Annotated in this window: 24 protein-coding genes; all 24 read right to left on the bottom strand. The window is 40.2% G+C overall.

Annotation, left to right across the window (positions count from 1 at the left end):
- Positions 1–3: 3 nt before the first annotated feature.
- The 24 genes from B0169_RS12705 to B0169_RS12590 all read right to left on the bottom strand — a co-directional run bounded on the left by B0169_RS12705 (position 4) and on the right by B0169_RS12590 (position 25,546).
- Positions 4–2,109, bottom strand: a complete 2,106-nt coding sequence (locus B0169_RS12705; protein ID WP_077286356.1) for a chemotaxis protein CheA — start codon at positions 2,107–2,109, stop codon at positions 4–6.
- Between the two features lie 13 nt (positions 2,110–2,122).
- Positions 2,123–2,866 (bottom strand): protein phosphatase CheZ, encoded by a 744-nt coding sequence (locus B0169_RS12700; protein ID WP_077286355.1) that lies wholly within the window; start codon positions 2,864–2,866, stop codon positions 2,123–2,125.
- Between the two features lie 30 nt (positions 2,867–2,896).
- Positions 2,897–3,280, bottom strand: coding sequence for a chemotaxis response regulator CheY (gene cheY, locus B0169_RS12695; protein ID WP_077286354.1), 384 nt, complete (start codon positions 3,278–3,280; stop codon positions 2,897–2,899).
- Between the two features lie 50 nt (positions 3,281–3,330).
- Positions 3,331–4,044, bottom strand: coding sequence for an RNA polymerase sigma factor FliA (locus B0169_RS12690; RefSeq protein ID WP_077286353.1), 714 nt, complete (start codon positions 4,042–4,044; stop codon positions 3,331–3,333).
- 21 nt (positions 4,045–4,065) lie between these two features.
- On the bottom strand, positions 4,066–4,908 hold the full coding sequence (locus B0169_RS12685; RefSeq protein ID WP_077286352.1) for a MinD/ParA family protein: 843 nt from the start codon (positions 4,906–4,908) through the stop codon (positions 4,066–4,068).
- 43 nt (positions 4,909–4,951) lie between these two features.
- Complete coding sequence (gene flhF / locus B0169_RS12680; RefSeq protein WP_077286351.1) at positions 4,952–6,502, bottom strand: flagellar biosynthesis protein FlhF; 1,551 nt, start codon at positions 6,500–6,502, stop codon at positions 4,952–4,954.
- Positions 6,503–6,546: 44 nt separating this feature from the next.
- Complete coding sequence (flhA, locus tag B0169_RS12675; protein ID WP_077286350.1) at positions 6,547–8,649, bottom strand: flagellar biosynthesis protein FlhA; 2,103 nt, start codon at positions 8,647–8,649, stop codon at positions 6,547–6,549.
- Between the two features lie 203 nt (positions 8,650–8,852).
- Positions 8,853–9,983 carry a flagellar biosynthesis protein FlhB gene (gene flhB / locus B0169_RS12670; RefSeq protein WP_077286349.1) on the bottom strand — a complete coding sequence of 377 codons (1,131 nt, stop codon included), beginning with the start codon at positions 9,981–9,983 and terminating at the stop codon, positions 8,853–8,855.
- Complete coding sequence (gene fliR / locus B0169_RS12665) at positions 9,983–10,768, bottom strand: flagellar biosynthetic protein FliR (protein ID WP_077286348.1); 786 nt, start codon at positions 10,766–10,768, stop codon at positions 9,983–9,985. The genes flhB and fliR overlap by 1 nt, the downstream gene beginning before the upstream one ends.
- A 2-nt stretch (positions 10,769–10,770) precedes the next feature.
- The gene (gene fliQ, locus B0169_RS12660) at positions 10,771–11,040 is read right to left on the bottom strand and encodes a flagellar biosynthesis protein FliQ (protein ID WP_077286347.1); all 270 of its coding nucleotides are present in this window, start codon (positions 11,038–11,040) and stop codon (positions 10,771–10,773) included.
- A complete protein-coding gene (fliP, locus tag B0169_RS12655) occupies positions 11,040–11,837 on the bottom strand; it encodes a flagellar type III secretion system pore protein FliP (RefSeq protein WP_077286346.1) in 798 nt (265 codons plus the stop codon). Before fliP ends, fliQ begins: the two co-directional genes overlap by 1 nt.
- Positions 11,821–12,285, bottom strand: a complete 465-nt coding sequence (gene fliO / locus B0169_RS12650; protein WP_077286345.1) for a flagellar biosynthetic protein FliO — start codon at positions 12,283–12,285, stop codon at positions 11,821–11,823. The genes fliP and fliO overlap by 17 nt, the downstream gene beginning before the upstream one ends.
- Before the next feature lie 6 nt (positions 12,286–12,291).
- Positions 12,292–12,684 (bottom strand): flagellar motor switch protein FliN, encoded by a 393-nt coding sequence (fliN, locus tag B0169_RS12645; RefSeq protein ID WP_077286344.1) that lies wholly within the window; start codon positions 12,682–12,684, stop codon positions 12,292–12,294.
- Between the two features lie 111 nt (positions 12,685–12,795).
- A complete protein-coding gene (gene fliM / locus B0169_RS12640) occupies positions 12,796–13,857 on the bottom strand; it encodes a flagellar motor switch protein FliM (protein ID WP_077286343.1) in 1,062 nt (353 codons plus the stop codon).
- A gap of 42 nt (positions 13,858–13,899) precedes the next feature.
- Complete coding sequence (gene fliL / locus B0169_RS12635; protein WP_077286342.1) at positions 13,900–14,439, bottom strand: flagellar basal body-associated protein FliL; 540 nt, start codon at positions 14,437–14,439, stop codon at positions 13,900–13,902.
- 131 nt (positions 14,440–14,570) lie between these two features.
- Positions 14,571–16,724, bottom strand: coding sequence for a flagellar hook-length control protein FliK (locus B0169_RS12630; protein ID WP_077286341.1), 2,154 nt, complete (start codon positions 16,722–16,724; stop codon positions 14,571–14,573).
- A 139-nt stretch (positions 16,725–16,863) separates the two neighbouring features.
- Complete coding sequence (fliJ, locus tag B0169_RS12625) at positions 16,864–17,298, bottom strand: flagellar export protein FliJ (RefSeq protein ID WP_077286340.1); 435 nt, start codon at positions 17,296–17,298, stop codon at positions 16,864–16,866.
- Positions 17,299–17,325: 27 nt separating this feature from the next.
- Positions 17,326–18,681 carry a flagellar protein export ATPase FliI gene (gene fliI, locus B0169_RS12620; protein ID WP_077286339.1) on the bottom strand — a complete coding sequence of 452 codons (1,356 nt, stop codon included), beginning with the start codon at positions 18,679–18,681 and terminating at the stop codon, positions 17,326–17,328.
- A gap of 41 nt (positions 18,682–18,722) precedes the next feature.
- A complete protein-coding gene (fliH, locus tag B0169_RS12615; protein WP_077286338.1) occupies positions 18,723–19,517 on the bottom strand; it encodes a flagellar assembly protein FliH in 795 nt (264 codons plus the stop codon).
- A gap of 24 nt (positions 19,518–19,541) precedes the next feature.
- Positions 19,542–20,597, bottom strand: a complete 1,056-nt coding sequence (gene fliG / locus B0169_RS12610; RefSeq protein WP_077286337.1) for a flagellar motor switch protein FliG — start codon at positions 20,595–20,597, stop codon at positions 19,542–19,544.
- A complete protein-coding gene (gene fliF / locus B0169_RS12605) occupies positions 20,590–22,314 on the bottom strand; it encodes a flagellar basal-body MS-ring/collar protein FliF (protein WP_077286336.1) in 1,725 nt (574 codons plus the stop codon). Before fliF ends, fliG begins: the two co-directional genes overlap by 8 nt.
- A gap of 72 nt (positions 22,315–22,386) precedes the next feature.
- Entirely contained in the window at positions 22,387–22,731 is a 345-nt protein-coding gene (fliE, locus tag B0169_RS12600) for a flagellar hook-basal body complex protein FliE (protein ID WP_077286335.1), read from the bottom strand.
- Positions 22,732–22,968: 237 nt separating this feature from the next.
- Entirely contained in the window at positions 22,969–24,309 is a 1,341-nt protein-coding gene (locus tag B0169_RS12595; protein WP_077286334.1) for a sigma-54-dependent transcriptional regulator, read from the bottom strand.
- Positions 24,296–25,546 carry a sensor histidine kinase gene (locus B0169_RS12590; protein WP_143323538.1) on the bottom strand — a complete coding sequence of 417 codons (1,251 nt, stop codon included), beginning with the start codon at positions 25,544–25,546 and terminating at the stop codon, positions 24,296–24,298. The genes B0169_RS12595 and B0169_RS12590 overlap by 14 nt, the downstream gene beginning before the upstream one ends.
- Between the last annotated feature and the right edge of the window lie 84 nt (positions 25,547–25,630).

Below are 25,630 nucleotides of genomic sequence, written 5' to 3'. Positions count from 1 at the left end.
CCATTATGAACGTAATTTTTTATTCACTATCGATTTTTTCGCATAATATTTCAACATGTTCGGCACATCAATAATCAATGCTATGCCACCATCACTGGTGATTGTAGCTCCCGCCATACCTGGCGTACCATGTAATAATCTATCTAACGGCTTAATAACAACTTCTTCTTGGCCTATCAAACTATCAACAACAAAACCGACTTGTTGGTTGCCTAATTGCACAATAACTACGTGTCCACGATCTCTTGGCTTATCAACATAATCGCGCACTAACCACTGATCAAGGTAAAACAATGGAATAGCTTTTTCACGAACAATAATAGTGAGCTGGCCATCAACTAAGTTGGTTTTAGTTAAGTCAAGATGGAAAATTTCGTTAACACCCGCTAACGGTAAAGCAAAAGTTTGTTTGCCAATAACCACCATTAGGGTTGGTAATATTGCAAGTGTTAATGGCACTTTAATTTCTAATATCGTGCCAACACCCATTTCAGAGTCAATATTGACCGTACCGTTTAACTGAGTGATTTTAGTTTTAACCACGTCCATGCCAACACCACGGCCGGATACTTCTGAAATTTCAGTTTTTGTTGAAAAACCAGGCGCAAAAATCAAGCTAAATGCTTCTTTATCAGGCATTCTAGCTGCGGCATCTGCATCTAAAACCCCTCTTTCTATGGCAATTTCTTTCAACTTCTCAGCATTCATACCTGCACCATCATCACGAATAGTCAGTAGAATGTGATCACCTTCTTGCGACGCCGATAAAACCACTACACCTTCACGTGGCTTACCAGCAGCTTCACGTTTATCAGGTGCTTCAATACCATGGTCAACTGAGTTGCGAACCAAATGCACTAAAGGATCGGCTAGCGCCTCAACTAAATTTTTATCTAAATCGGTTTCTTCACCTTCAAGAATCAACCTAATTTCTTTATTTAAACTACGCGCTAAATCACGGACTACGCGAGGAAAACGTCCAAAAACTTTTTTAATTGGCTGCATTCGCGTTTTCATCACCGCGCCTTGCAAGTCAGTTGTGACTGCATCTAGGTTTGATACGGCTTTAGTTAACTCTTCATCTTCTTTTGTCATGCCTAAGCTAGTTAAGCGGTTGCGCACTAAGACTAACTCACCGACCATGTTCATGATTTGATCTAAGCGTTTAGTGTCAACTCTGACTGTTGTTTCAGCTTGTGCAGGTTTTGCCGGTACTACTTTAGCTTCACTTTTAACCGGAGCTGGTGCGGCAACAGGCTTAGTTTCTGCTTTCTTCGCCGGAGCAGGAGGGGCGGCTTTTACAGGTGCAGCTTTAGGTTCTTCAATCGCTGACTGAGCTTTAGGGCTTTGGCCTTTGCCATGCAATTCATCTAGCAAAGATTCAAATTCATCATCGTCTATTTCGTCAGAGTTTGTTGAACCTGTAGCCTTGGTATTTGCAGTGGCAACAGCAGGTGAAAATGCGCCTTGGCCATGTAGCTCATCGAGTAATGATTCAAACTCATCATCTGAAATATCGTTACTATTTGATACTGTTGCTGCAGGAGTAGTTGGTGTATTTGTTGATGGAGAACCTGAGCCATGCAATTCGTCCAATAGACGTTCAAATTCGTCTTCAGACATTTCATCATTTGAATTCGTATCTGCTGGAGGAGTTGTGGCTGCAGCTGCAGCTACAGAGACAATTTCTTCAACTGGCTCAGCGACAGTTTCTTGACCTTCAGGTTCAGAAAGTCGATGTAATTCAGCGAGTAAACTAGGTGCAGCTTTCGATAATGGTTCTTGATTTTGCACTTGAGCAAACATTTCATTTATCGTATCAAGTGCTTGTAAAATAACATCCATTAGCTCTGAGGTAACAGAGCGCTGGTTATTTCTTAAGGTATCAAAAACATTTTCCGCACCATGACAAGCATCAACCAGCTCTGTTAGCGAAAGAAAACCTGCCCCACCTTTTACCGTATGAAAGCCTCTAAAAATAGCATTAAGCAAATCGGCATTATTAGGGTCATTTTCAAGCTCAACTAATTGCTCTGACAATGTCTCAAGTATTTCGCCAGCTTCGATTAAAAAATCCTGAAGAATTTCTTCATCTTGTTCAAATGACATTCAGTAACTCCTATTAAAAACCTAAGCTTGATAATAAATCGTCAACATCGTCTTGATCTGAAACAACATCTTGGCGACTTTCGCTATTCATAATCGGCCCTTCAACTAAGTTATCACCTACTTTAGGTAGATAATCTGTTTTTTCAGGCTCAGAATTCATGCCAAATGCTGTTAGCATATTTATCAAGCTATCTTCAACTTCACGAACTAAGTCTATAACTTTGCGAATAACTTGACCGGTAAGATCTTGGAAGTCTTGCGCCATCAATACGTCAGTCATCAAGCCATGAATTTTATTTGTTTCTTTTTCTGTTGTTTTCAACAAAATATCGATATCTCGACATAGCTCCTTAAACTCACCTATATCAAGATCATTGTGCATTAATTTATGCCACAACGGTTTAACGGTACTAATTTGTTGCTGAATGCTATCAACGACAGGAAAAATCGTTTCAACGGCATCCATGGTTTTATTTGCTGCTTCTTCAGTACGACTGATGACAAAATTTAATCTTTCTTTAGCATCAGGAATATCTGCTGTTGCTAAGTCATTCAGACGCGAATCAAGATGAAAATTGTTTAATGAGTCATGCAATTGGCGTGTTAACTTACCAATTTCGGCAAATAATGCAGTATTAATCGGACTTTGAATTTCTGCAATTAACTCATCAGCTTTATCTTGCTGATCTGTTTCTATGTATTCCACCAATAATTTGGCTTGTTCTAAAGAAACATGGACACTAGTATTTGTAGTCATATGACGTCCTTGCGTAACAAAATCAGATAATTAACCAAGGCGTTCAAAGATTTTATCAAGTTTAGTGTTTAACGTAGCAGCGGTAAATGGTTTAACTATATAACCATTAACACCTGCTTGAGCAGCCATGACAATTTGCTCTTTTTTCGCTTCAGCTGTCACCATTAATACTGGGATATGCGATAATTTACTATCAGCTCTTATGGCTTTAAGTAAGTCAATTCCTTGCATACCAGGCATGTTCCAATCAGTAACTACAAAGTCAAAGTCACCTTCTTTTAACATGGGTAATGCTGTACTACCATCATCAGCTTCTGAAATATTGGTAAAACCCAAGTCACGTAACAAGTTTTTGATTATTCGTCTCATTGTTGAAAAATCATCAACAACAAGTACTTTCATATTTTTATCCAAGGCACCCTCCGGTGAGAACATTTAAAATTATAACGATACGAGTATTCTACTTAACTTTGCCACGATTGCATACGAGCTTTTAATCTATGCATCGCCTGGCTGTGTATTTGGCTTACCCGCGATTCACTCACATCTAGTACTTGGCCAATTTCCCTCAGGTTAAGCTCTTCATCATAATACAATGACAGTACTAAAGCTTCACGTTCGGGTAAAGAGGAAATGCATTCAGCCAATGATTTTTTAAAGATACTATGTTCTATGTTAGCATAAGGTTCATCTTGTTGGTGATTTTGTGCAACTTCAATTACATCTTCACTAACACCTAAATCGTCAATACCCAGTATCTTACCTGAACTTACTTCATTGAGCATATGATGGTATTCATTTATTGAAATATCAAGTTTTTCAGCGACTTCAATATCGGAAACATCACGGCCATATGCCGCTTCGAGATTTTTTATTGCTTCGCTGATCATACGACTATTTTTATGTACTGAGCGTGGAACCCAGTCGCCACGCCGGATTTCGTCAAGCATAGCACCGCGAATGCGAATACCTGCGAAGGTCTCAAAGCTTGCACCTTTGGTATGATCAAAGTTATTAGCTGCTTCGAGTAAACCTATCATGCCTGATTGGATAAGGTCATCGACGATTACACTGGCAGGTAATCGAGCAAGTAAATGATAAGCAATTCTTTTTACTAATACCGTGTGTTGCTCCAACAAAGCTGTTTTATCAACACTATAAGTATGTAATTTTACCACTATAGCTCACTTTTCTGTTGGTTAGTGTTCTAGTAACTGCTCAATAAAAAACTCTAAGTGACCAGAAGCCTGTTTTGGCACTGGCCAGCTTATAATGTTTTTAGCAAGTGATTTTAGGCTAACAGATGCTGGAGAGTCAGGAAATGCTTCAACAATAGCTTGCTGCTTTCTGACTGATTTACGAATATTTTCATCGTAAGGTACAACAGCAACTAACTCTAACGTAACGTCTAAAAACCTGTCAGTCACTTTAGAAAGTTTCGCAAACAACTGTTGTCCTTCTTTAGGACTGCGTACCATGTTAGCGACAACTTTAAATTTGAATAACCCATGATCTCGGCTTAACAATTTCATTAAAGCATAACAATCGGTAATTGACGTTGGTTCGTCGCATACCACGAGTAGTACATCTTGTGATGCTCGACAAAAGCTTAGCACCATATCGGAAATGCCTGCGGCAGTATCGACAATTAAAATATCAAATTTGGTTTGCATATCGCTGAAGGCGCGAATAAGACCGGCATGTTCAGACGGTGTTAAGTCAACCATTGACTGGGTACCAGACGTGGCAGGAATAATGTTAATGCCGGCTGGGCCTTGAATAATAATATCATCGAGTTCACACTCGCCAGATAAAACATGAGACAAATTACGTTGTACACGCAAACCTAACATCACATCAACATTAGCTAAACCCAAATCTGCGTCTAGTACTAAGACACGCTTGCCTAATTTAGCTAAAGAAATGGCGGTATTAAGAGAAACATTTGTTTTACCAACGCCACCTTTACCGCCAGAAACTGCTATGACTTTTATATGTTGGGGATCTTGCATCTTTCTTAAGCCACTCGCTTGGTCTATCATCTATATAACTTCTCTATATAACTGCGCCGTTATCGTAAGGCGACTATACTGCAACGGCTGTGGCGGGTGTCCGCCAAGAAACTGCTACTGAACTTTGAGACTTTATTGCCATTCTATCTGCAAGCGTAACTAATTTCTCAGCATTTGCAACTTTAATATCTTCTGGAACTCTTTGACCATCAGTAAGATAGCCAATAGCTAAACCATTCTGCAATGATGTGGTGATAATTTCACCAACACTTAAGCTTTCGTCCAGCTTTGTATAAATACAGCCTGCTAATGGTATGCGTTTAAAACGCTCGACATTTTCTTGCATAACACGCTGTTGGGTATTAGCGGATAACACTAAGTAGTTACGAATTCTAACACGAGCATTCGCGATTAAGGTAGTCAAATGCTCAGTTAAGCGCATATCTCTTTGCCCCATGCCTGCTGTATCAATTAGGATTAATTTTTTTTGTGAAAACTGTTGTAACAAGTTATCTAACTCATTGCCATCATTAGCAAGTTTTACTTGGCAACCAATAATTCGTCCATAAGTAGATAACTGTTCAAAACCGGCAATACGGTAGCTGTCTGTTGAAATTAATACCACTTGATCAGCACCGTGAATTTGTGCAAAACGAGCGGCTAATTTAGCTATTGTGGTTGTTTTGCCTACACCGGTTGGACCAACAAGCGATACCACGCCTCCACGTTGTATAATATCGTTATTGGTTGTATTTAATTGTTGCGCAATAATATGCTTGGCTTGTTGCCATGCGTCTTGTTCTTCGGTGTTAGCAGGAATATAGCCAGCGATTTGATCAGCAACTTGCTCATTAAGGCCCATCGCCATTAATTTATTAACAAGTACTGCACGCATAGGATCTTTTTGTGCCATATCTTGCCACATCAATCCTGACATTTGATGTTCTAATAACTGACGAATTGATGACATTTCTTTTTGCATACGCTCAAACTCAGTACTGCTAACTTGATCACGATGAGCGCTTTTTGGCTCGGCAGATGCCATTGCCTGACTTGTTACGGGGTTATAATCGCCCATGTGACTTGCTCCAGAGTCAACCGAGCTTTGCGCCATTGCCACTGGCGTTTCCATAGTACTAGATTGTTCTAAACGGCTAGTGAAATTTTTAAATTGTTGTTCAATATCGGCAGTTTCAGAGGCGCTGTTTTCACTTGGATTATTCGGAGCTTTCGCTGCTGAGTTCTCTATTTGACTGTTAAATGCACGTGTTGCAGGTGACTTATCGTAGCCATTTTGTTGTACTTGTCGACTTAACAGCGCAGCTAAACTATCTGCAGGTGCAGACTGTTCAGTAGCTTCTGATGTATGACTCAATGCGACTGTATCTTCAGGTAAATCAACTCGCTCTGCAGGGGCTGCGCTTGGTTGTTGATTAACCTCTTGATGGTTATCGGTTACTGGCTGAGCCGGCTTAACGTTTTGGTTGTAATCAACCGCCGCCATTAATTCGACACCTTCAGCAATCTTTTTATTAGACATAATAACAGCATCAGCACCTAGCTCTTCTTTAATTTGTGCTAGTGCAGTTCTCATATCTTTTGCTACGTAACGTCTAATTTTCACGGCCAACCCCTTATAATTCAGTACTACTTACATTGAAGTATTTTTTACTGGCCGATAGCGCTGACAATTTTTATTTGTTTGTCATCAGGAATTTCTTGATAAGAAATTACTCGTAATCCTGGAATAGTATACTTAACAAATTTAGCCAGCACTGAGCGTAATATTCCTGACGTTAATAAAATTGGTGTGTCGCCAGCCATTTCTTGCTGTTGTGCACCATCTGTCAATGATTTTTGTAACCGCTCTGCTAAACCTGGTTCGATACCTGCGCCATCGTCTCCAGCCATTTGCATAGACTGATGCAACATCTGTTCCAACTCTGGCGACAAAGTTATGACGGGTACTTCTACTGTTGGGCCGACAAGTTCTTGCACAATAAACTTTCTTAAGGTGATTCGCACCGCAGCAGTTAACACTTCAGGGTCTTGGCTCTTAGGACCATATTCAACCAGAGTTTGTATAATGCTACGCATATCACGAACAGCAACGCCTTCATTCATTAGGTTTTGGAGAACTTTCACAATCGTCCCCAGAGATAGTACATCGGGGATCAAACCTTCTATCAATTTAGGATAGCTCTTACCTAACATATCGAGTAAGTTTTGTACTTCTTCATGACCTAATAGTTGAGCTGCATTATTAGTTAATATTTGGCTTAAATGTGTTGCTAATACCGTGGCAGCATCGACTACGGTGTAGCCAAGCGACTGTGCATGCTCGCGCTGCTCTTGCTTTATCCACACAGCATCTAGGCCAAACGCAGGGTCTTTAGTCGCGACCCCATCAAGCTTACCAAATACTTGACCAGGATTAATCGCTAACTCATGATCATGGCGAATCTCAGCTTCCCCGATTGTGACACCCATTAACGATATTTGATAACTGTTAGGGTCTAAATCCAAATTATCACGAATATGTACTGCAGGGACTAAAAAACCAAACTCTTGTGAAAGTTTTTTTCTCACCCCTTTAATGCGATTAAGTAGTTCTCCACCTTGAGCTTTATCAACTAATGGAATTAAGCGATAACCAATTTCAAGGCCAATAATATCAACATGATTAACATCGTCCCAGCCTAAGTCTTTTACTTCAGCTTCCTGTTGTTGGTTTTGCACTTCTGCGGCTTCACCTTGTGCCACTAATTGTGCTGCTTTTGCCACTTTATATTTACTGCTAAAAAACGCAACACCAGCAATAAGTACAGCAAAGATCAAGAAGGCAATGTGCGGCATACCCGGCACAATCCCCATCACAAACATGACACCGGCGGCAATATAAAGCGATTTCGTTTGACCAAGCTGGCTACTAACCTGCTCGCCCATATCTTGTGAAGTATTTTGACGCGTAACCACAATGGCGGTGCCAACGGATAATAATAATCCTGGGATTTGTGCAACTAAACCATCACCTATAGTCAGTAGAGTATAAATCTCTACAGCAGTGTCAAAGCTTAAGTCGTGCTGAACCATACCAATAACCAAACCACCAATGATATTGATAAATAAAATTAATATCCCGGCTACAGCATCACCTTTAACAAATTTACTGGCACCATCCATTGAACCATAAAAATCAGCTTCACTGGTGACCTCAATACGGCGTTCACGTGCTTGATCTGCTGTAATAAAGCCGGCATTCAAATCCGCATCGATCGCCATTTGTTTACCTGGCATAGCATCAAGGGTAAAACGAGCTGTTACTTCTGAAATGCGGCCTGCACCTTTAGTGATCACCACAAAGTTAATAATAATAAGAATAAGGAATACCACTAGACCAACAGCATAGTTACCACCAATAACCACCGAGCCAAAGGCCTCAATCACCTTACCCGCGGCAGCTGGTCCTTCATGACCTTCGAGCAAGACCACTCGAGTACTAGCAACATTAAGTGCTAAGCGTAAAATCGTCGCAATGAGTAAAACAGCTGGAAATGAACCAAATTCAAGTGGTTTTAAGGTGTATACGGTGATCAATAGCACCACGAGTGACAGTGCTATATTAAATGAGAACAGAATATCCAACAAAAATGCCGGCATAGGCAAGATCACCATACCCAGCGCGGCCATCACCAAAAATGGTGTACCTAAGCCAGAAAGTGCGTTGAATTTTTGTTTCTTTAAATGATTGAAAGTTGCCGTTAACTGCATGAGCTCTTAGTGATAATCTTTTGACATATCATGAAAAATGCAATAATTAGACCAAACAAAGCTAAATACTAAAATTAAATTTTATCTTTTTATATTACACCTTTGCAGTAGCACTAAGTTTAGCTGTCTGATGCATTAGATAAACCTGTGAATAGTCCACCTAGTAATAAGTAAACATTAAGCGGTTATTCGCGTTTTAATGATCAATAACGGAAGTCGTCAGGAATAGGTAAGTTTTTCGCGACCGGTTTAGGTCGTTTTGCTTTACCTTTTTTATGGGCATTCAACTGAAAAATAAAAGCCAATATTTGCGCAACAGCAGCAAATAGTTGTTCAGGAATTTCTTCATTAGGCTCTGCCGTGTAATATAATGATCTAGCAAGTGCTGGCGACGCTATAATTTCAACCTGATGCTCTTTCGCGATAGTGCGTATATGTATAGCCATTTCATCTATGCCTTTGGCCACCAAAACTGGCGCCCCCCCCGCTTCAGCATCATATTTTAACGCCACAGCATAATGAGTTGGGTTTGTGATCACCACATCAGAATTAGGTACTTCTTGCATCATTCGTCGCTGAGACATTTCATATTGCGCCCGTCGTATTCGACCTTTTGTTTCTGGGCTACCTTCAGAGCTTTTCATTTCATCTTTAATTTCTTGCTTTGACATTTTCAACTGACGATTGTGATTCCATACCTGGTATGGCGCATCAATAACCACAATAATGCCAATAGACAATCCTAATGCCAAGAACATCCAGAGTAGTAAAGAAACAGCATGAGAGAAGTTGTGTGGTATATTTTCAGTACTTAAATTAATTATCTGGCCAAATAAACTGCTCAGCAGTAAATACGAACAAATAAAAACCACAAAAAACTTAAGTATTGATTTAATAAGCTCAACATAGGCTTGCACGCCAAACATGCGCTTAAAGCCGGCTAACGGCGATAGTTTGCTCGCTTTCGGCGCCATGGCTTCCCATGAAAAACTCATACCTCCGAGCAAAGTATTCCCAATAAAAGCCGCTGCGACAATAATTATATGTATCCAAAGAAAAGGCACTAATATAGCGCTAACAGCATCACTTGCTACTTGGTATAAAGCATGTACATCCATGGTTTCGCGGCGGTTTAAACTAAAGAGACGCTTCATCATCACAGATAAGCCCTCAACTAAAGCATTGCCCATTAGTAGTAGTGCCGCTGCACTACCTACTAAAACAAACATAGTTCCCAAGTCTTTCGAACGGGCTATTTGTCCTTTTTTACGCGCTTCAGAAAGTTTCTTCGCCGTGGGCTCTTCGGTTTTTTCGCCGCTATCAGATTCAGCCATTACGGTGCCACACCGCAATCAATGAGATAACAGCTAAAATCGAGTGCCCGCTGCCATTGCATAACAAAGTGGCTATAAAAATTCCCCATGGTTAACCACATGATCAGCAAGCCTGCACACATAGTAATTGGAAAACCAATAGCAAATATATTTAATTGTGGCGCTGCTCGGGTCATGATACCGAACGAAAAATTAATCAATAACATCGCCGTTAAGGGTGCAATAGCCAGTGATAAGGCAGTAGCAAACATCCAGCTTCCCCATTCGGAAATTTCTTTAAATTTAACACTAGCAAAATCACTGGCTGGTATAGGTATGGTGTCAAAACTCGCTACAACAAACTGTAAATAGGCTAAATGCCCATCCATAGCCCAAAATAATAGTGATGATAAAATTAAGAAAAATTGACCAACGGCCGGCACGTTAGTACCACTGGCGGGATCAACTAATGAAGCAAAACCTAAACCGGTTTGCATAGCAATAATCTGCCCTGCAAGCGTAAAAGTATTAACCACCATCACAGTGACAAAGCCTAGCATGATACCGATGATCACTTGCTCACCAAGCAACAGCGCTGTCGCCAATGAAAATAGGTCAGCGACTTTTGTCGGTGGTAATGCGGGCATAACTGCAACAGTTACAGCTAAACAAAAGAAGAGCTTTATTCGCCCTGGAATCGCCTTTGCTCCTAAGCCAATCATCGACATCACCATAGCTGAAATACGTGCAAACGGCAGTATAAAGTCAGCCATAGCTTGGTTAATAATTGAGTCAGCGAACTCCATGGTTAACTCACGACACTGGGAATACTACCAATGAGTCGAATGGTATAATCCATCAATTTCTGTACTAACCAATGCCCGCCCATGATCAGTGCGAGTAAAGTAACGATTAAACGCGGTAAAAAGCTCAAAGTTTGCTCGTTTATTGACGTTGCCGCCTGAAAAACAGCAACAACTAAACCGACAAGTAAACTAGGAACAATAACAGCACTGACCAAGACAATAACTAGAAATAACGCATCGCGTAATATATCAACAAATACCTCTGGACCCATTACGTGGCTCCCATACCATAACTTGTTGCCAAGGTGCCTATCACTAAATTCCAGCCATCAATTAAGACAAACAACATAAGTTTAAAAGGCAATGAAACAATCATTGGCGATAGCATCATCATCCCCATTGCCATCAAAATACTTGCAACAACTAAATCTATGATCAAAAACGGGATAAAAAGCATAAAACCAATTTGAAATGCAGTTTTTAACTCACTGATAACAAAAGCAGGGATAATAACTGTCATCGGTAAATCGGTCGGTTTATCCACTTGCTTTATACCTGCCATTTGCGCCAAAGTATCTAAGTCTTTAATACGCGTTTGCTCTAACATAAACGCTCGTAATGGCACTTTGGCTTTATTAACAGCTTCGACTGAGGTTAATTGATCTTGCAAGTAAGGCTGGATCGCTCGCTCATTAATCTGGTTATATACCGGCGTCATAATAAACAAAGTCATAAATAATGTAATACCAATGATGACCTGGTTTGATGGTGTTTGCTGTAAACCAAAAGCTTGACGTAAAATAGCCATTACCACCACAATACGGGTAAAAGATGTCATCATTATCACTGCCGCAGGTATAAAACTCAGCGCAGTCATAAAAATTAATATTTGTAAGGTAACCGAGTATTCTTGAGAGCCATCAGGATTAGTCGTTAAGGTCAATGCCGACAATGAAAGATCATCCGCAGCATAGCTAGTATGACTTATTAGCAACAATGATAAAATCATCACTAGACAAGTAACGATTTTATTTAGCGATAATAATGATGCTTTATTTTTTTTTATCATAAGTTTTTATAGCTTTCTGTTTAAGTAACTTGGCAAACGATTGGCTAAAATCAGTACTACTTTCTTGATTAGGTACTAAGGGTTCATCAAGCGTTTCTAACAAAGTAATTTGATGAGCAGTGACACCAAGTAATAATTGCTGTTTGCCAGCTTGCACAACAACAAGCTTTTCTTTTGCACCTAAATGCATACTGGTGACTACTTTTAAACCATTAATAGAGTGGCGCACACCTTGAAAACGTTTGAGAACAATAGCACTAACAAAAATTACCGCTAACACCATGAATAATGAAAGGATCATACTCATAGCATCCATATTCGTTGCTACATGCTTACCTACTTCAACAGGGGCAATATCTACAGCAGTCACATCTTTGACAAGCTCTTCAGCATTAGCCAAGGCTAAACAAGTACACCAAATGATAATTGCCGAAAGAAAATTTTTCATTGGCAATTATTTTAATTTCTTAATACGTTCAACTTGGCTAATAACGTCGGTTAAACGAATACCAAACTTATCGTTTACTACCACGACTTCGCCATGGGCAATTAAAGTACCATTAACCAAAACATCAAGTGCCTCACCAGCAACTCGATCTAGTTCAACAACTGAACCCTGGTTAAGCTGGAGTAAATTTCGAATACTGATGTGGCTACGACCTACTTCCATAGAAATAGTGACGGGAATATCTAAAATAGCATCGAGCTTACGCTTTTCTTCGCCGGTAATTGGCTCGCTATCTTCTTGAAGATCTTCTAACTCGACGGTTTCAGCAGCTTCTGCGGCAGCTTGCTCATCCATCGCTTCGTCCCACATGCCTAAATCACCTTCGTTTTCTGTACTCATACTATCTCGCCTTAAATTTACGCAATAGCGTCAAAATGACTACGCTATTTATTTATTATTTACCTATTATCTACTTATGCGATTTTTACACCACATCTTATGTATTGGTACTTATAAGTCATCTTCTAACATATGCAATTCGGCATCACTGTCTAAGCGTTTGCCACCTTTAGTTAGAATAGTTAACTCTGATTTCACTGATTCTGGACGTCTAATTTTTGATTCAATTTTTAATGCCAAATTGTCACGACTGCGACCAAGCTTAGCTCTAAACGACGGTAAGTTTTCAATTAAGACAGTGATATGATCGGGCATTTCAATAGGAATAATATCACCGGCTTTAAAGTCCATAATTTTTTGTAAGGATAGCTCTACTTCTAAAAATTTAGTCGACAATTCAACAGGCACATCCATGATCTCATCACGTAACGCCTTGGACCAACGCATATCGGTGTCTTCTTTATCACTTTGCACACCGGCATCAAGCAGTTCACGGATCGGCTCTAGCATGGAATACGGTAAGGCGACATGGAAATCACCACCACCACCATCAAGTTCAATATGAAAAGAGCTAATAACCACCACTTCTGTCGGGCTAACAATATTAGCCATAGACGGGTTAACCTCTGAATCGAGGTATTCAAATGAAACGTCCATAACGGGCGACCAAGCTTCTTTATAATCTTCAAAGATTATTTTCAACAGCATTTGTACGATACGACGTTCGGTAGGTGTAAACTCTCGGCCTTCAATTTTCGCATGATAGCGACCATCACCACCAAAGAAGTTATCAACTAAAATAAAAACTAAACGAGCTTCCATGGTAATTAATGCTGTGCCTTTTAACGGGCGAAAGCGCACCATATTCAAACTTGTTGGGACAAATAAGGTGTGTACATATTCTCCAAACTTGATCATTTGGATACCGTTAATAGAAACTTCAGCAGTTCGACGCATCATGTTAAACAGACTAATACGCATATGCCGAGCGAAACGCTCATTAACCATTTCAAGCGTTGGCATTCGACCACGAACAATACGATCCTGCGAAGAGAAGTCATAGTCAGAAGTCCCTTCTGCATGAGAAACTTCCTCTTCTACATCTTCTTCTTCAACATCATCAACACCGTGTAAAAGTGCATCAATTTCGTCTTGAGATAATAAATCGCTCACTCGCTAGTCTCTTTATCTTATTAATTTAATTACACTTTAAAATTATTGCATTACAAAGCCGGTAAACAGCACTTTTTCTACAATTTTACTACCTTCCACTTCGGTCATGATGGCATGAACTTCCGCTAAGGATTTTTGTTTTAATGAGGTTTTTCCGGCACTGGTTGCAAGGTCATCAGCATTTGACTGAGAAAACACCGCCAATAACGTACTCTCTATTAACGGTACATGCTTTTTGGCCGCTTCTTCATTATCTGCGCCTCGTACTAATAATTGCACACGTATCTCAACAAAACGATCACGTAAAGCACCCGGTACATTAAAGCGAAATGGTCTTGGCATAGGCACATATAGTGCTGAACCAAGTTTTACATCTGCATCTGCAGTAGTTTCAGCGACTTGACCTGTTGAACCTGAATCTAAAGCGGCATCAAGCTCAGCTTGCGAAACCTCATCTTCACCACCAAGCAGAAAAAATGCCGCCGCACCACCTGCGATTAAAATCACAACAATAGCGATAATTATGATTAGCTTTTTTTTCTTACCCGAACTATCCATTTCAAGTTCTTTTTCATCAGCCATGATTCTTGCCTTTAAATAGTATGTATATCTATAGTTGAACTATATCCTTGAATAGCGGCTAATCCAACGAGTTTTGCCAATTATACCAATTCAATTCGCTTTGTCCCTAGCTCAGGACGATTAACTTCACTTTAAGCATAGTAATCAACACCCGTTGATGAAGCTTTTGTCAAATTGACAACCGTATGTTCAACTTCATTGCTCGTACCATCACTAACACCACCATTTGAACCATTTGCACGCTGACCATTAAAAGCATTACCACCTTGCTCTTGTGCTTGACGTTGCTCAATATTAGCATCACCAACATCAACGCCATTGTCAGCTAACATATCGCGTAACTTACCAATATTTTGTTCCAATGCATCTTTTGCTTGTTGGTTTTGAACAATGAATTGCACTGCTGCTTGTTCATTTTGCAAATTCACTCTGACGTGAATATTACCCATCTCAGGTGGATCAAGCTGAATATCTACTTGCTGAATTTTTTGGTTTATCATTACCATCACTTTATCTTTAACCGCATCAGCAAAGTCTTTACGGTAAATAGCAATAGTTTCTGTCTGCAATACTGTAGTTGATTTTTGTGTTTGTACTGTATTGGAGGTTAATTTATCAAGCGTATTCTGATAACTTTGCTCTTGTTGTGCGCTTAACTCGCCTGAACTTGGAGTTGACCTAGTTGCATGAGCATCTAGGGTTTGGTTAAAGCTTGATGCTACCTTATCAGCTGATAATACTTGCTTTTCACTTTCCGCTTTGCCCATTAACTCAACATCAGGTTCTGTACTTAATGTTGCCTCTTTAGCATCGCTCATCACTTTATTTTGCTCAGTATCAAGTTGGCTTTCTGCTGGTGATGTTGCAGCAACCGCTATCGTTTTTTGATTAATATTACGCTTTGGCTCCTTGTCGGTAGTTGAATTAAATTCAACGACATTAGTTTGCTTAACATTTTGCAGGCTAATAGCTTCACCTTCTACAACCTCGGCTTTCTCTTCAGCGCTTAATGCAGCTGACAGTGACTTTTGAGCTGCGACTACTTCTTGCGCTTTATTTAATGACTCACTTTCTAGCTTATTATCTTTTGATTCTGGTATGGCATTTTGTTTACTAGCCGATGCTGAGTCAGCCTCTTGCGCAAGTAATTGTGGAGTTAATTGCGTTGGTGTGGTTATTTCTGGCTCATTATCAGACTCATTGATATCACCTGATAACACGCCATCTACTTTGCTGTTTGCTGGCATCACATCATCAACCATGTTTTTTGCTAATGAACCTTGATACTGCTGTGTTGTTAGGGGCTTACCGTGCATTTCACTTTTATTATTGACTAATGCATGTTGTGCTTGTTGCAGCGAACTGTTGCTCTCTTTCTCGATACTCGCTTGTGCTTCATTCGACTTCGCCAACAGTTTTTGCGCACCATTTAACATATTTAATAAATTGACCGTATCATCGTTTTCAGTGCTTGCAGTCGCTCCATTTCCCACTTGACCATCAATCGTTTGTTTTTGCTGATACACCGCGACACTAGCGCTATCAATGGCACCTTTATCAGTAACGGATTTGGCTTTATTTTCACCTGCTAATGGGGTTATTGGTACAGGCAAGGTATGTTGATCATCACTTACTCTCGCTTTGGTATTTACTGCTTCAGTTTCGGTTATAGCATTAACAGGCAAAGTGTGTTGATCATCAATGGCAGCAGTTTTAGCATATAAAGCTTCGGTTTCTGGCGTTACCGGAACAGGCAAGGTGTGCTGGTCATCAATGGTATCAGTTTTAATAATTAAAGCTTCGTTTTCAGGTGTTACCGGAACGGGTAAAGTATGTTGGTCATCAACTGCATCAGCTTTAACATTTAGAACTTCGCTTTTAGCGGCGACAGGAACAGGTAAAATGTGCTGGTCATCAGCAGTTTCTGCTTTAGTATTTAAGGCTTCTGTTTCTGGCGTTACTGGAACAGGTAGAGTGTGTTGGTCATCAATAGTATCAACTGTGACCTTTACTAACTTATCATCTCGATCGATCGGTACCGGCAAAATATGAGCATCTTCAGCTTTAACCTTCTTGGCTTGTTCAATTGCCGTTTTAGACACAAGTTTGCCGTTACGGTTTATATCACCATCCGATTCAGCTTGGTTTTTTTTAGGGTAATGTTGTGCCATTTCATCAGAAAAAGCACTGCCTTTCGCTTGATTTTTTATCGATGAATTACCTTTACTCCCTTTCATATCAGGGCTTTGGCCAACATCAACAGACAATAAATTTACTTGAGACATAACAAACCTTTTTTACTGGAGACTTAAAGTAGCAGCATTAACCTTGTAAACAATACTGGGATACAAGCAAATTTTATTCCAACTAAACAGTAAATTATTCGTTTTTTAATTATTAATTTAAGCGCAGTACTGATAACACTTATCGCTGACGCCGAACAAATTGTTGAGTCGCAATTTCATCAAACATTTTTTGCTCTTGCTTATCGGCTATTAGCCTAAGTTGTGCTAACTTTTTATCACGCAACAACTCAACTGCTTGTATTTTTCTTCTTTGCTCTAACCACTGTTTTTTTCTAGTTTCAACCAACGCTTTAGCTTGATGTGCAGCAATTTTGACCTGTTGAGCGGCATTATCAAGTTTGGCAATAAAAGCATGAAAATGGCTATAAGTCGCGCTATCTATACCTTCGATTGAACGCTGATTAAGTCGTCTCATATATTCTAAGCGATAATCACTAACGCTTTTCAAACGTTCTTTATTTTGTTGATAATCGAGCTCAGCCGCTTGTAAGGCTTGTGAGGCCTTTTGCTCTTTATCAAGTTCAAATTTATATAAAGTATTTAACTGCTTCATTGGCTTACCGTTTATGCGTTAAGTGGCTTACTGGTTTTTCTGGGCATGAGCTTGCGCCGCAGCTAAAATTTCCTGCAGCTGTGATAAGCTTTGATCATAAGGAATAACTTCTAGCATTTTTTGCTGTAAGAAAAACTGTATAACGGGCTGCAAGTCAATCGCTTGGTCAATTCGAGGATCTGTCCCTCTACTATAGGCACCGATTGAGATTAGATCTTTATTTTCTTGATATAAGGCATAAACTTGACGTAATTGTCGAGCAAGTTGCTGGTGCTCTTCACTCGTCACCATTGGCATAACACGACTAATTGAGCCTTCGATATCAACCGCAGGATAATGCCCAGCATCGGCTAATTTACGTGATAAGACAATATGACCATCTAAAATGGCACGTGCCGCATCAGCGATAGGATCCTGCAGGTCATCACCTTCAGTTAAAACGGTAAAAAAAGCACTGATCGAGCCTTGGCCATCGCCACCATTACCCGCCCGCTCAACAAGCTGAGGTAATTTAGAAAATACCGAAGGTGGATAACCTTTGGTTGCAGGCGGTTCACCTACTGCCAATGCAATTTCTCGCTGTGCCTGGGCATAGCGAGTAATTGAGTCAATTAAGAGTAAAACCTTTAAGCCTTGATCACGAAAATACTCACTAATTTGCACTGCGGTTTCACAACCTTTAAGCCGCATAAGTGCAGAATTATCAGCGGGAGCAGCCACCACCACTGAACGTGCACGACCTTCTTCACCGAGAATTTCTTCGATAAATTCTTTGACTTCTCGGCCACGCTCGCCAATTAAACCAACGACAATCACATCAGCGTTAGTACCACGTGTCATCATGCCTAACAGTACACTCTTACCAACACCCGAGCCTGCAAATAATCCCATACGTTGGCCAACACCAACGGTCAAGAAACTGTTAATTGAGCGTACCCCAACATCAAGGGGCTCACTAATAGCACGCCTCGACAGAGGATTAATGGGTTTACTATCATATTGATAATTTTCTAACGTTTTTATCGGCCCTTTACCATCAAGTGGCTTGCCAACACCATCGATAACTCGACCTAACAAGTCCATAGAAAGTGGTAAGCGTGCCTTAGTCGATAGTGGCACAACTCGCGCACCAGGTAAGACCCCCTGCAAACTTTGTTCAGGCATCAGAAAAGTTATATCTTGTGAAAAGCCAACTATTTCAGCAATCAGATCGCCCTGCGATGTTTCCACTAAGCACTGACTACCAACGGGGGCTTTGACCCCCACGGCCTCTAAGGTTAACCCTACAACACGGACTAAGCGCCCTGCTACTGAGACACTATGGGGATGTATGAGTTTTTCACAGTTTTTTAAACGTTCTGTAATGCGGTTTATATCAACCATAGAAGTTTCACGCTGCTTAAATAGAGTTTATTGACTATAATTTATTGATGTAATGCTTCTTGCAAAAATGATTCCAATACCTCGCTCAAGCGCGATTTAACACTCAAATCAATATTTGAAGTGCTATTTTCAATTTGACAACCACCAGGGTTCAACTGTGGCGCTGCAAGCAATTGCCAACCTTGCGCCTGTATATGTCCAGCACCAAATTTCTCTTCAACTAATCTAATATCTTGTGGGTTCAATAAGATTTGTATTTGCGATTCCTGCCCTGGCAAGGCCTTAACACCTTCAGCAATTGCAGATAATAAAATATCCGGATTGGTTTTAGCTTCATGCTTGGTCACTGCTTGTGTTAATTGCACCACAAGTTGTAATAATTGTGCTTCAACATTCTTTTCAACATTTGCTAAAGGCTGATGAAGTTGATCTAACAAGGTTTGCATAGCCGTAATTTGTTGTTCGATGGTTTCTTTACCTTGCGCTAGACCTTGCTCAAGGCCTTCTTGATGGCCTGAGGTTAAGCCCTCTTGGTGTCCGTCGGCTCTGCCTTCTTCAAATCCTTTAGAGAAACCATCAGCTTTACCTTGCTCAAAACCTTCGTCAAATGCCGCTTGACGAATTTCTTCGATTTCTTCTGCGGTTAACGGGGCGGGCTCAGCAACTTCGGTTTCCTCTGGCGGCTCATATCGCCAATTACGTGATTTACCAAGGGCATTAGTTTTGCCCTCGTCTTGTAAGTTTTTTGCTTCCACATTAGGCACAGTCCAGCTATCAACATGCTGGCTTTCTTCTGGGCTTATCGCCGCATTACTCAAGGGAGAAAGCGGTTTCATAATGCTAAGGCCATTGCTATTTTATTATAAGAATTCATCGCCACCACCTGCGCCACCCAACATAATTTCACCGGCATCAGATAGTCGACGAGCAACCGAAAGAATTTCTTTTTGTGCGGCTTCTACTTCACTAATACGAACAGGCCCCATGGCTTCAAGATCATCCGCTAACATTTCAGCGGCACGTTTAGACATATTCGCCATAATTTTTTCTTTTAAGGCTTCATCGGTACCCTTAATCGCTTTCATCAAGGCATCTTGCTGAACTTCTCTGAGAATAGCTTGAATGCCTCTATCATCAACATCTGCAAGGTTTTCAAAGACAAACATTAAGTCTTGAATTTGCTGACTCATTTCTTCGTCATGTTCACGAATTGAATCCATCAACATGCCTTCAACGTTAGTGTCTAAATAGTTCATGATGTCAGCTGCGGCTTTTAAGCCGCCCATTTTCGCTGCTTGTGCGCCCGCTTGGCCGGCAAATTGTTTCTCCATGATCTCATTCAGTTCTTGTAATGCTGCTGGTTGCACTTCTTCTAAGTTTGCAATTCGCATCATCAAATCTAAACGCACTTTATCAGCAAATTGCGTCATTATTTCAGCTGACTGCTCAGGCTCTAAGTAGGATAAAACAATGGTTTGAATTTGCGGATGCTCATTACGAATAATATTGGCAACTTGCTTTGAATCCATCCATTTCAATGAATCAAGCCCTTTTGCACCACCACCCATAACAATTTGGTCAATCAGGTTGCCCGCTTTATCTTCACCTAATGCAGCAGTTAAGGCTTTACGAACAAACTCTTCACTTTGGAAACCAATGGTAGAGAAGTTTTGAATTTCATTAATAAACAACTTATGCACCGCAGTAATTTTTTGCTGAGTAAAATCTTCCATACCGGCCATGATCATACCCACTTTTTGCACTTGCTTCGGCTCTAAGTGTTTTAATATTTGTGCAGCGTCTTCTTCTGATAGGCTCAATAATAAAATTGCGGCTTTTTCACCACCATCAAGCTTATTAACATCAAAGCCCCCTGATGATTGTGTTTCTGCTAGCTCTTGGTTTTCATCACTCATCTTCGTTCAACCAACTTTTAACTACTTGCGACGATAATTCTGGCTCATTAGCAACGAGTGCTCGAACAGCTTTTAAGACATCTTCATCACGGTGTAAATCAGGTAATTGTAAACTACCATCTGGAGCGAAGCCAACTGCGCCGGCATCGAAATCTGATGTTAGCATATCCATGGTCTCATCGCCCAAGTCAATATGACTATCCAACGACTTATCACCATAATCATTTGGTGTTTGATCCGGATAAATTAAGCGTTTCAACATCGGACGTACAACAGCTAAAATCAGTACGATAATAACAATAGCGCCCATAACAAGTTTTAACAGTTTTAAGAACCAAGGTTCTTGCCACATAGGTAGTTGTTCAACATCAATAATATCTGGACGAGAAAATGGTAACGTAACAACTTCAAGTGAGTCACCACGTTGTAAATCAAAACCGATACTACCTTGCAGTAAACGACGAATATTAGCCATTTCTTGCACTGAGCGTGGCGTAGGTACAGATTCACCTTCCGCGTTAGTGCCTGGTAAATAATCTAAAGCAACCGAGACACTAATTCGATGAATAACGCCGGTTTGCTGCTTGGTATAACTAATAGCTTCATCAAGCTCATAATTACGAGTTGACTCGGTATGTTTACGACCAGGCATAGCTTGTTGTTGACCAGTGCCTGTCGCATCTTCAGGAATATTACTCTCCAATGGCGGCTGATTACTTAATGCTCCCGGAATGCCGCCCAATAAGCCACCAATAGTGTTATCTTCAACTTTCATTTCGCTGCGTAAAGCGGGTAAGTCTGGATTATAGCGACGTTGAGTTTCTTCGGTGTTAGTAAAGTCCATTGCCACGTCGACTTGAGCGGTGTAATTGCCTAAACCAATGACTGGAATTAAAATCGAATCAATTTTATCCATGTATTCTTTTTCGCGCTTCTGTTCAATTTCAAACTCTTTGCGTGAACGTGAAGAGACAGAGTCTTGCGAGCCAGAATTAAGTAAACGACCATTTTGATCCGTAACGGTCACACGATTTGGATCAAGGCTCTGTACTGCTGATGCAACAATATCAACCACTGAGTCAACTTCTTCTTCAGAAAGTAAGCGACCACGACGTAAGGTTAAGACCACTGTTGCTGATGGATTTTTTTCCCGCTTAGCAAAAACATTATCACGAGGAATGGCCAATAAAACACGCGCTCTAGAAATAGTTTGTAATTGTTCAATTGTACGAGCCAGTTGCTGCTCTCTTGAGTGTTTTAAGCGCTCGCTTTCAAGACGTTGACTAACACCGAAGCCCATATCTTGCATCAATATTTCACTGCCTTCAGATGGTCCTTCACTTAAACCTTCACGTGCTAGCATTAGCTTGATACTTTGATACTCATCACTTTGTACAGATATGGTGTTATTTTCTTGGCGGTAGTCCACTTTATTACTGTCAAGAAAGTCCATGGTTTTGATCAGTTGCTCAGTCGGCAATTTAGTTAGAAAGCGATATTCAGGTTGGTTAGCCCACATGATGACAAAAATGGCAATAGCTAAACAAATAGCGAGTGCCATCACAATCGTAATTTGGCGCAGAAAATCGACATTGCCCATAGCACCAGCTAAACCTGACTTTTGTTCAGCAACAACACCATCGGCGCCATCATTAGCAACCAGATCGTTATTACCATCTGCCAGCATTAAATTTGTGTTGTCTGTTGAATCTGCCACTTACTTTCTCCGCATTACTGCTACTATATTCTTAAATATCAACTTGTACTTAAGTCATTAATCACTGAGTCGCTATACTGGCATACTCATAATTTCTTTATATGCTTCAACAAATTTATTTCGTACTTGTACGGTTGCATCAAAAGCGATGCCCGCTTTCGAGGCTGAAATCATAGTATCAGCGAGTGTTACGCTACGATCACCCATTTCAAAAGCGGTGCGTTTTGCACCAGCATCTTGTTGTAATTCATTAACATTGTTCACAGCGTCTTTTAATAAACTACCAAAGTCACTACCCGCTTTGGCAACTGGCGGTGTGCCCATACCACTTTCATCACCAATAGGAAGTCTATTTCCCATTGCTTCCATCGACATGCTTTGCATTTGTGCGTAAAGAGAATTGGTTTTAATATCCATAGTTTACTCGCTTGCGTCAATTTCTTGTTACTTAATATAACTAAGGAATAAGCAAGCATAGTGCCAAGGTAAATACAAAGGAAAGCTAGCTGATAAAGCCAAGTCACAAATTAAAAATATTACATTAATAATCAATAACAAAGAGGATTTTTATTGTTTTAAATATTAAAAAGGCAACTAGGTTTTAGTTGCCTTTTATTTGCGTTAAAGTCGATTTTAAATTTTTAAATCGTCAAATTACAATGGAATTTGTATACCACTATCACGCATACGAGCAATTTTATAACGCAGTGTTCGTGGACTGATACCCAAACGCTCGGCTACATCTTTTCGACTACCTTGGCACGCGTGTAAAGTATCTAATATTATTTGATGCTCTTGTAATTTCAGTTCACTTCCTAATTTATCATCTTTACTCGGCTCAGCCGCTTCACTTTGTACTTTCGCTGTTTGAAAGTTATCAATCAGCAAGTCACCCGCATCAATACAACGATCGCTTTGTAGGATCAATGCTCGTTGTATTACATTATCAAGTTCACGAACATTACCAGGCCAATCATAAGCCAATAACTTACTACGAGCTGCAGCGGTAAACTCAGGAATAACATTACCGTCTTTTTGGCAGATTCTTGAAATTAAGTGCTTAGCCAAAGGTAAAATATCACCTCGGCGTTCGTTTAGTGGTAACCAAGTCAATGGGAAAACATTTAAACGATAATATAAATCTTCTCTGAAAATGCCTTCTTGCACTGCATCTTTTAAGTCTCGGTTACTTGTTGCAATGACACGAACGTCTAAACTAATGGTTTTACGACCACCAAGACGTTCAACTTCTCGCTCTTGTAATACTCGCAATATTTTTGCTTGCAAGCCCAAATCCATCTCAGTGATTTCATCTAATAAAATAGTGCCGCCCTGTGCCTGCTCAAACTTACCAGGACAAGCTTGTATAGCCCCAGTAAAGGCGCCTTTTTCATAACCAAATAATGTTGCTTCCAACATATTTTCAGGGATAGCAGCACAATTAATAGCAACAAATGGCGCATGGCTACGCGGGGAGTAGTTATGAATGTACTGAGCAAGTACTTCCTTACCTGAGCCACTTGGCCCTAGCACCATAACCGAGGCTTCTGTCTTAGCAACTTTCTTTGCTAAGTTCAGCAATTCAAGACTTTGCTCGTCAGCAACTACAGGATCACAGCCTTCATTAACTTGTAACGGCACATATTGATTCACCATATTAAGTAATACTTCTGGCGCGAATGGCTTAGCCATATAATTACAAGCCCCATCTTGCATGGCTTGTACTGCGTCATCAATAGTACCGTATGCGGTCATAATCAATACCGGTAATTTTGGATAGCTATGACGAATACTTTTTAATAGTGAGAGCCCAGACATACCGCCCATTTGTACATCACTCACGACTAAATCAACACTATGTGATTTTAGTGTAATCAATGCATCTTCGCCTGAATCAACTGCCAAGCATTCGTAGCCTGCCAATAACAAAGTATCAACAAGTGCCTCTCTTAGTCCGGCATCATCTTCTACTACCATGATTTTACTTGTGGTCATTAGTTAACTCCTTTGACAAAGCTTGCTCTTTGTCTTTATGGTTTGACTCAACATCAGTTTGATTACTCGTAAGTTTAGGAATTTTCATACAAAAATGTGCACCTTCACCAGGCTTACTCAATAAACTAACTTCGCCTTGATGAGCATTTGTAACTGACTTCACAACAGCCAAGCCTAAACCTGTACCTTGACTTCTTGAGGTATAAAAAGGCTCAAATATTTTATCGGCAAGGTCAGCGCTAATACCAGGACCGTTATCACGAACACTGATATAAGCATAATCGTCATGACAATAAGCACTGATATCAATAACAGCAGCTGTTTTTATTACTGATAGACTATTGTTAATCAGGTTTTGAATAGCGCCTGATAATGCTGTCGCATTACCTAAAACCTCACAGCCTTGCGAACAAAAATGTAAATTTACTTTTGCCCCAACTTGATTCACTTGCGGTTCAATAGCTTGTTTTGCCCCTTCAATAAGTTGATTAATATTTAAGGGTTCAACCACCGCTTGCTTGCCACTTTTAGCAAACAGTAACATGTCATTTACTTGCTGCTCTAAGTCATGTAAACGCAGCATTAATTTATCTTGAAAATTCACTCGCGCATCGTTAGTTAGCTTTTTATTGCGCAAATTTGCACCATACAACATTGCAGCAGAAAGCGGAGTGCGAATTTGGTGTGCCAATTTCGAAACCATACGTCCTAAAGATGAAAGACGCTGTAGTTGGCCCAATTTATCTTGCAATAAACGGGTCTCGGTTAAATCGGTGATCATGATTAATTGCCCTGGCTGATCACCTAAGGCAGTAATTTCTAATTTGACACGGCGGCCGTCATTAAGAGAAACCTCATGCCAATCATCGGCACGGGGCTTAAAAGAGCGCTTGATGACATCAAACCAAGGTTGACCTAAAATTGGCTCATCAAGCAACAATCTCGCAGTATCATTAATTTTCACTACAATGCCATTACCATTGAGCATAATCATGCCTGTCGGCATAACATCAATAACATGCTGTAGCTGTTTATTTTGTTGGCGTAAAAATGCCAATTCACCCGCGTAATTTTCGCTTTCTAATCGATTAGTTTGCTCATGCTTTAAATTAACCTCACCAAATGACGTTAATACACGATTCAGCACTGGACTGGCTGATGAAGAGTTGGTCGATGTCGAATAGGCAAGTGCCATAATATTTTCACCCGAGTAATGAAGTACACTCGGATAAAGCATGAACTATGCCAACCAATTAAACACATATTATTCAATAGCTAACAAACTATTTTAGTCTAAAGGTGAGCTGTCAATAAAATGGCT

Origin of the sequence: Cognaticolwellia aestuarii (genome assembly GCF_002000025.1) — a bacterium.
Lineage (GTDB): Bacteria > Pseudomonadota > Gammaproteobacteria > Enterobacterales > Alteromonadaceae > Cognaticolwellia > Cognaticolwellia aestuarii.
This window is presented reverse-complemented; position numbering and strand designations above follow the sequence as displayed.

Bases quoted from the DNA above. Each gene is read 5' to 3' on its own strand.
- B0169_RS12685 (WP_077286352.1), bottom strand. From the start codon at position 4,908: ATGATAGACCAAGCGAGTGGCTTAAGAAAGATGCAAGATCCCCAACAT.
- flhB (WP_077286349.1), bottom strand. From the start codon at position 9,983: ATGGCTGAATCTGATAGCGGCGAAAAAACCGAAGAGCCCACGGCGAAG.
- fliP (WP_077286346.1), bottom strand. From the start codon at position 11,837: ATGATAAAAAAAAATAAAGCATCATTATTATCGCTAAATAAAATCGTT.
- flhA (WP_077286350.1), bottom strand. From the start codon at position 8,649: ATGCAGTTAACGGCAACTTTCAATCATTTAAAGAAACAAAAATTCAAC.
- fliE (WP_077286335.1), bottom strand. From the start codon at position 22,731: ATGGATATTAAAACCAATTCTCTTTACGCACAAATGCAAAGCATGTCG.
- fliL (WP_077286342.1), bottom strand. From the start codon at position 14,439: ATGGCTGATGAAAAAGAACTTGAAATGGATAGTTCGGGTAAGAAAAAA.
- fliN (WP_077286344.1), bottom strand. From the start codon at position 12,684: ATGAGTACAGAAAACGAAGGTGATTTAGGCATGTGGGACGAAGCGATG.
- B0169_RS12590 (WP_143323538.1), bottom strand. From the start codon at position 25,546: ATGCTTTATCCGAGTGTACTTCATTACTCGGGTGAAAATATTATGGCA.
- fliR (WP_077286348.1), bottom strand. From the start codon at position 10,768: ATGGAGTTCGCTGACTCAATTATTAACCAAGCTATGGCTGACTTTATA.
- B0169_RS12705 (WP_077286356.1), bottom strand. From the start codon at position 2,109: ATGTCATTTGAACAAGATGAAGAAATTCTTCAGGATTTTTTAATCGAA.
- B0169_RS12700 (WP_077286355.1), bottom strand. From the start codon at position 2,866: ATGACTACAAATACTAGTGTCCATGTTTCTTTAGAACAAGCCAAATTA.
- fliG (WP_077286337.1), bottom strand. From the start codon at position 20,597: ATGAGTGATGAAAACCAAGAGCTAGCAGAAACACAATCATCAGGGGGC.
- fliJ (WP_077286340.1), bottom strand. From the start codon at position 17,298: ATGAAGCAGTTAAATACTTTATATAAATTTGAACTTGATAAAGAGCAA.
- B0169_RS12630 (WP_077286341.1), bottom strand. From the start codon at position 16,724: ATGTCTCAAGTAAATTTATTGTCTGTTGATGTTGGCCAAAGCCCTGAT.
- fliI (WP_077286339.1), bottom strand. From the start codon at position 18,681: ATGGTTGATATAAACCGCATTACAGAACGTTTAAAAAACTGTGAAAAA.
- fliH (WP_077286338.1), bottom strand. From the start codon at position 19,517: ATGAAACCGCTTTCTCCCTTGAGTAATGCGGCGATAAGCCCAGAAGAA.
- fliQ (WP_077286347.1), bottom strand. From the start codon at position 11,040: ATGGGTCCAGAGGTATTTGTTGATATATTACGCGATGCGTTATTTCTA.
- fliO (WP_077286345.1), bottom strand. From the start codon at position 12,285: ATGAAAAATTTTCTTTCGGCAATTATCATTTGGTGTACTTGTTTAGCC.
- B0169_RS12595 (WP_077286334.1), bottom strand. From the start codon at position 24,309: ATGACCACAAGTAAAATCATGGTAGTAGAAGATGATGCCGGACTAAGA.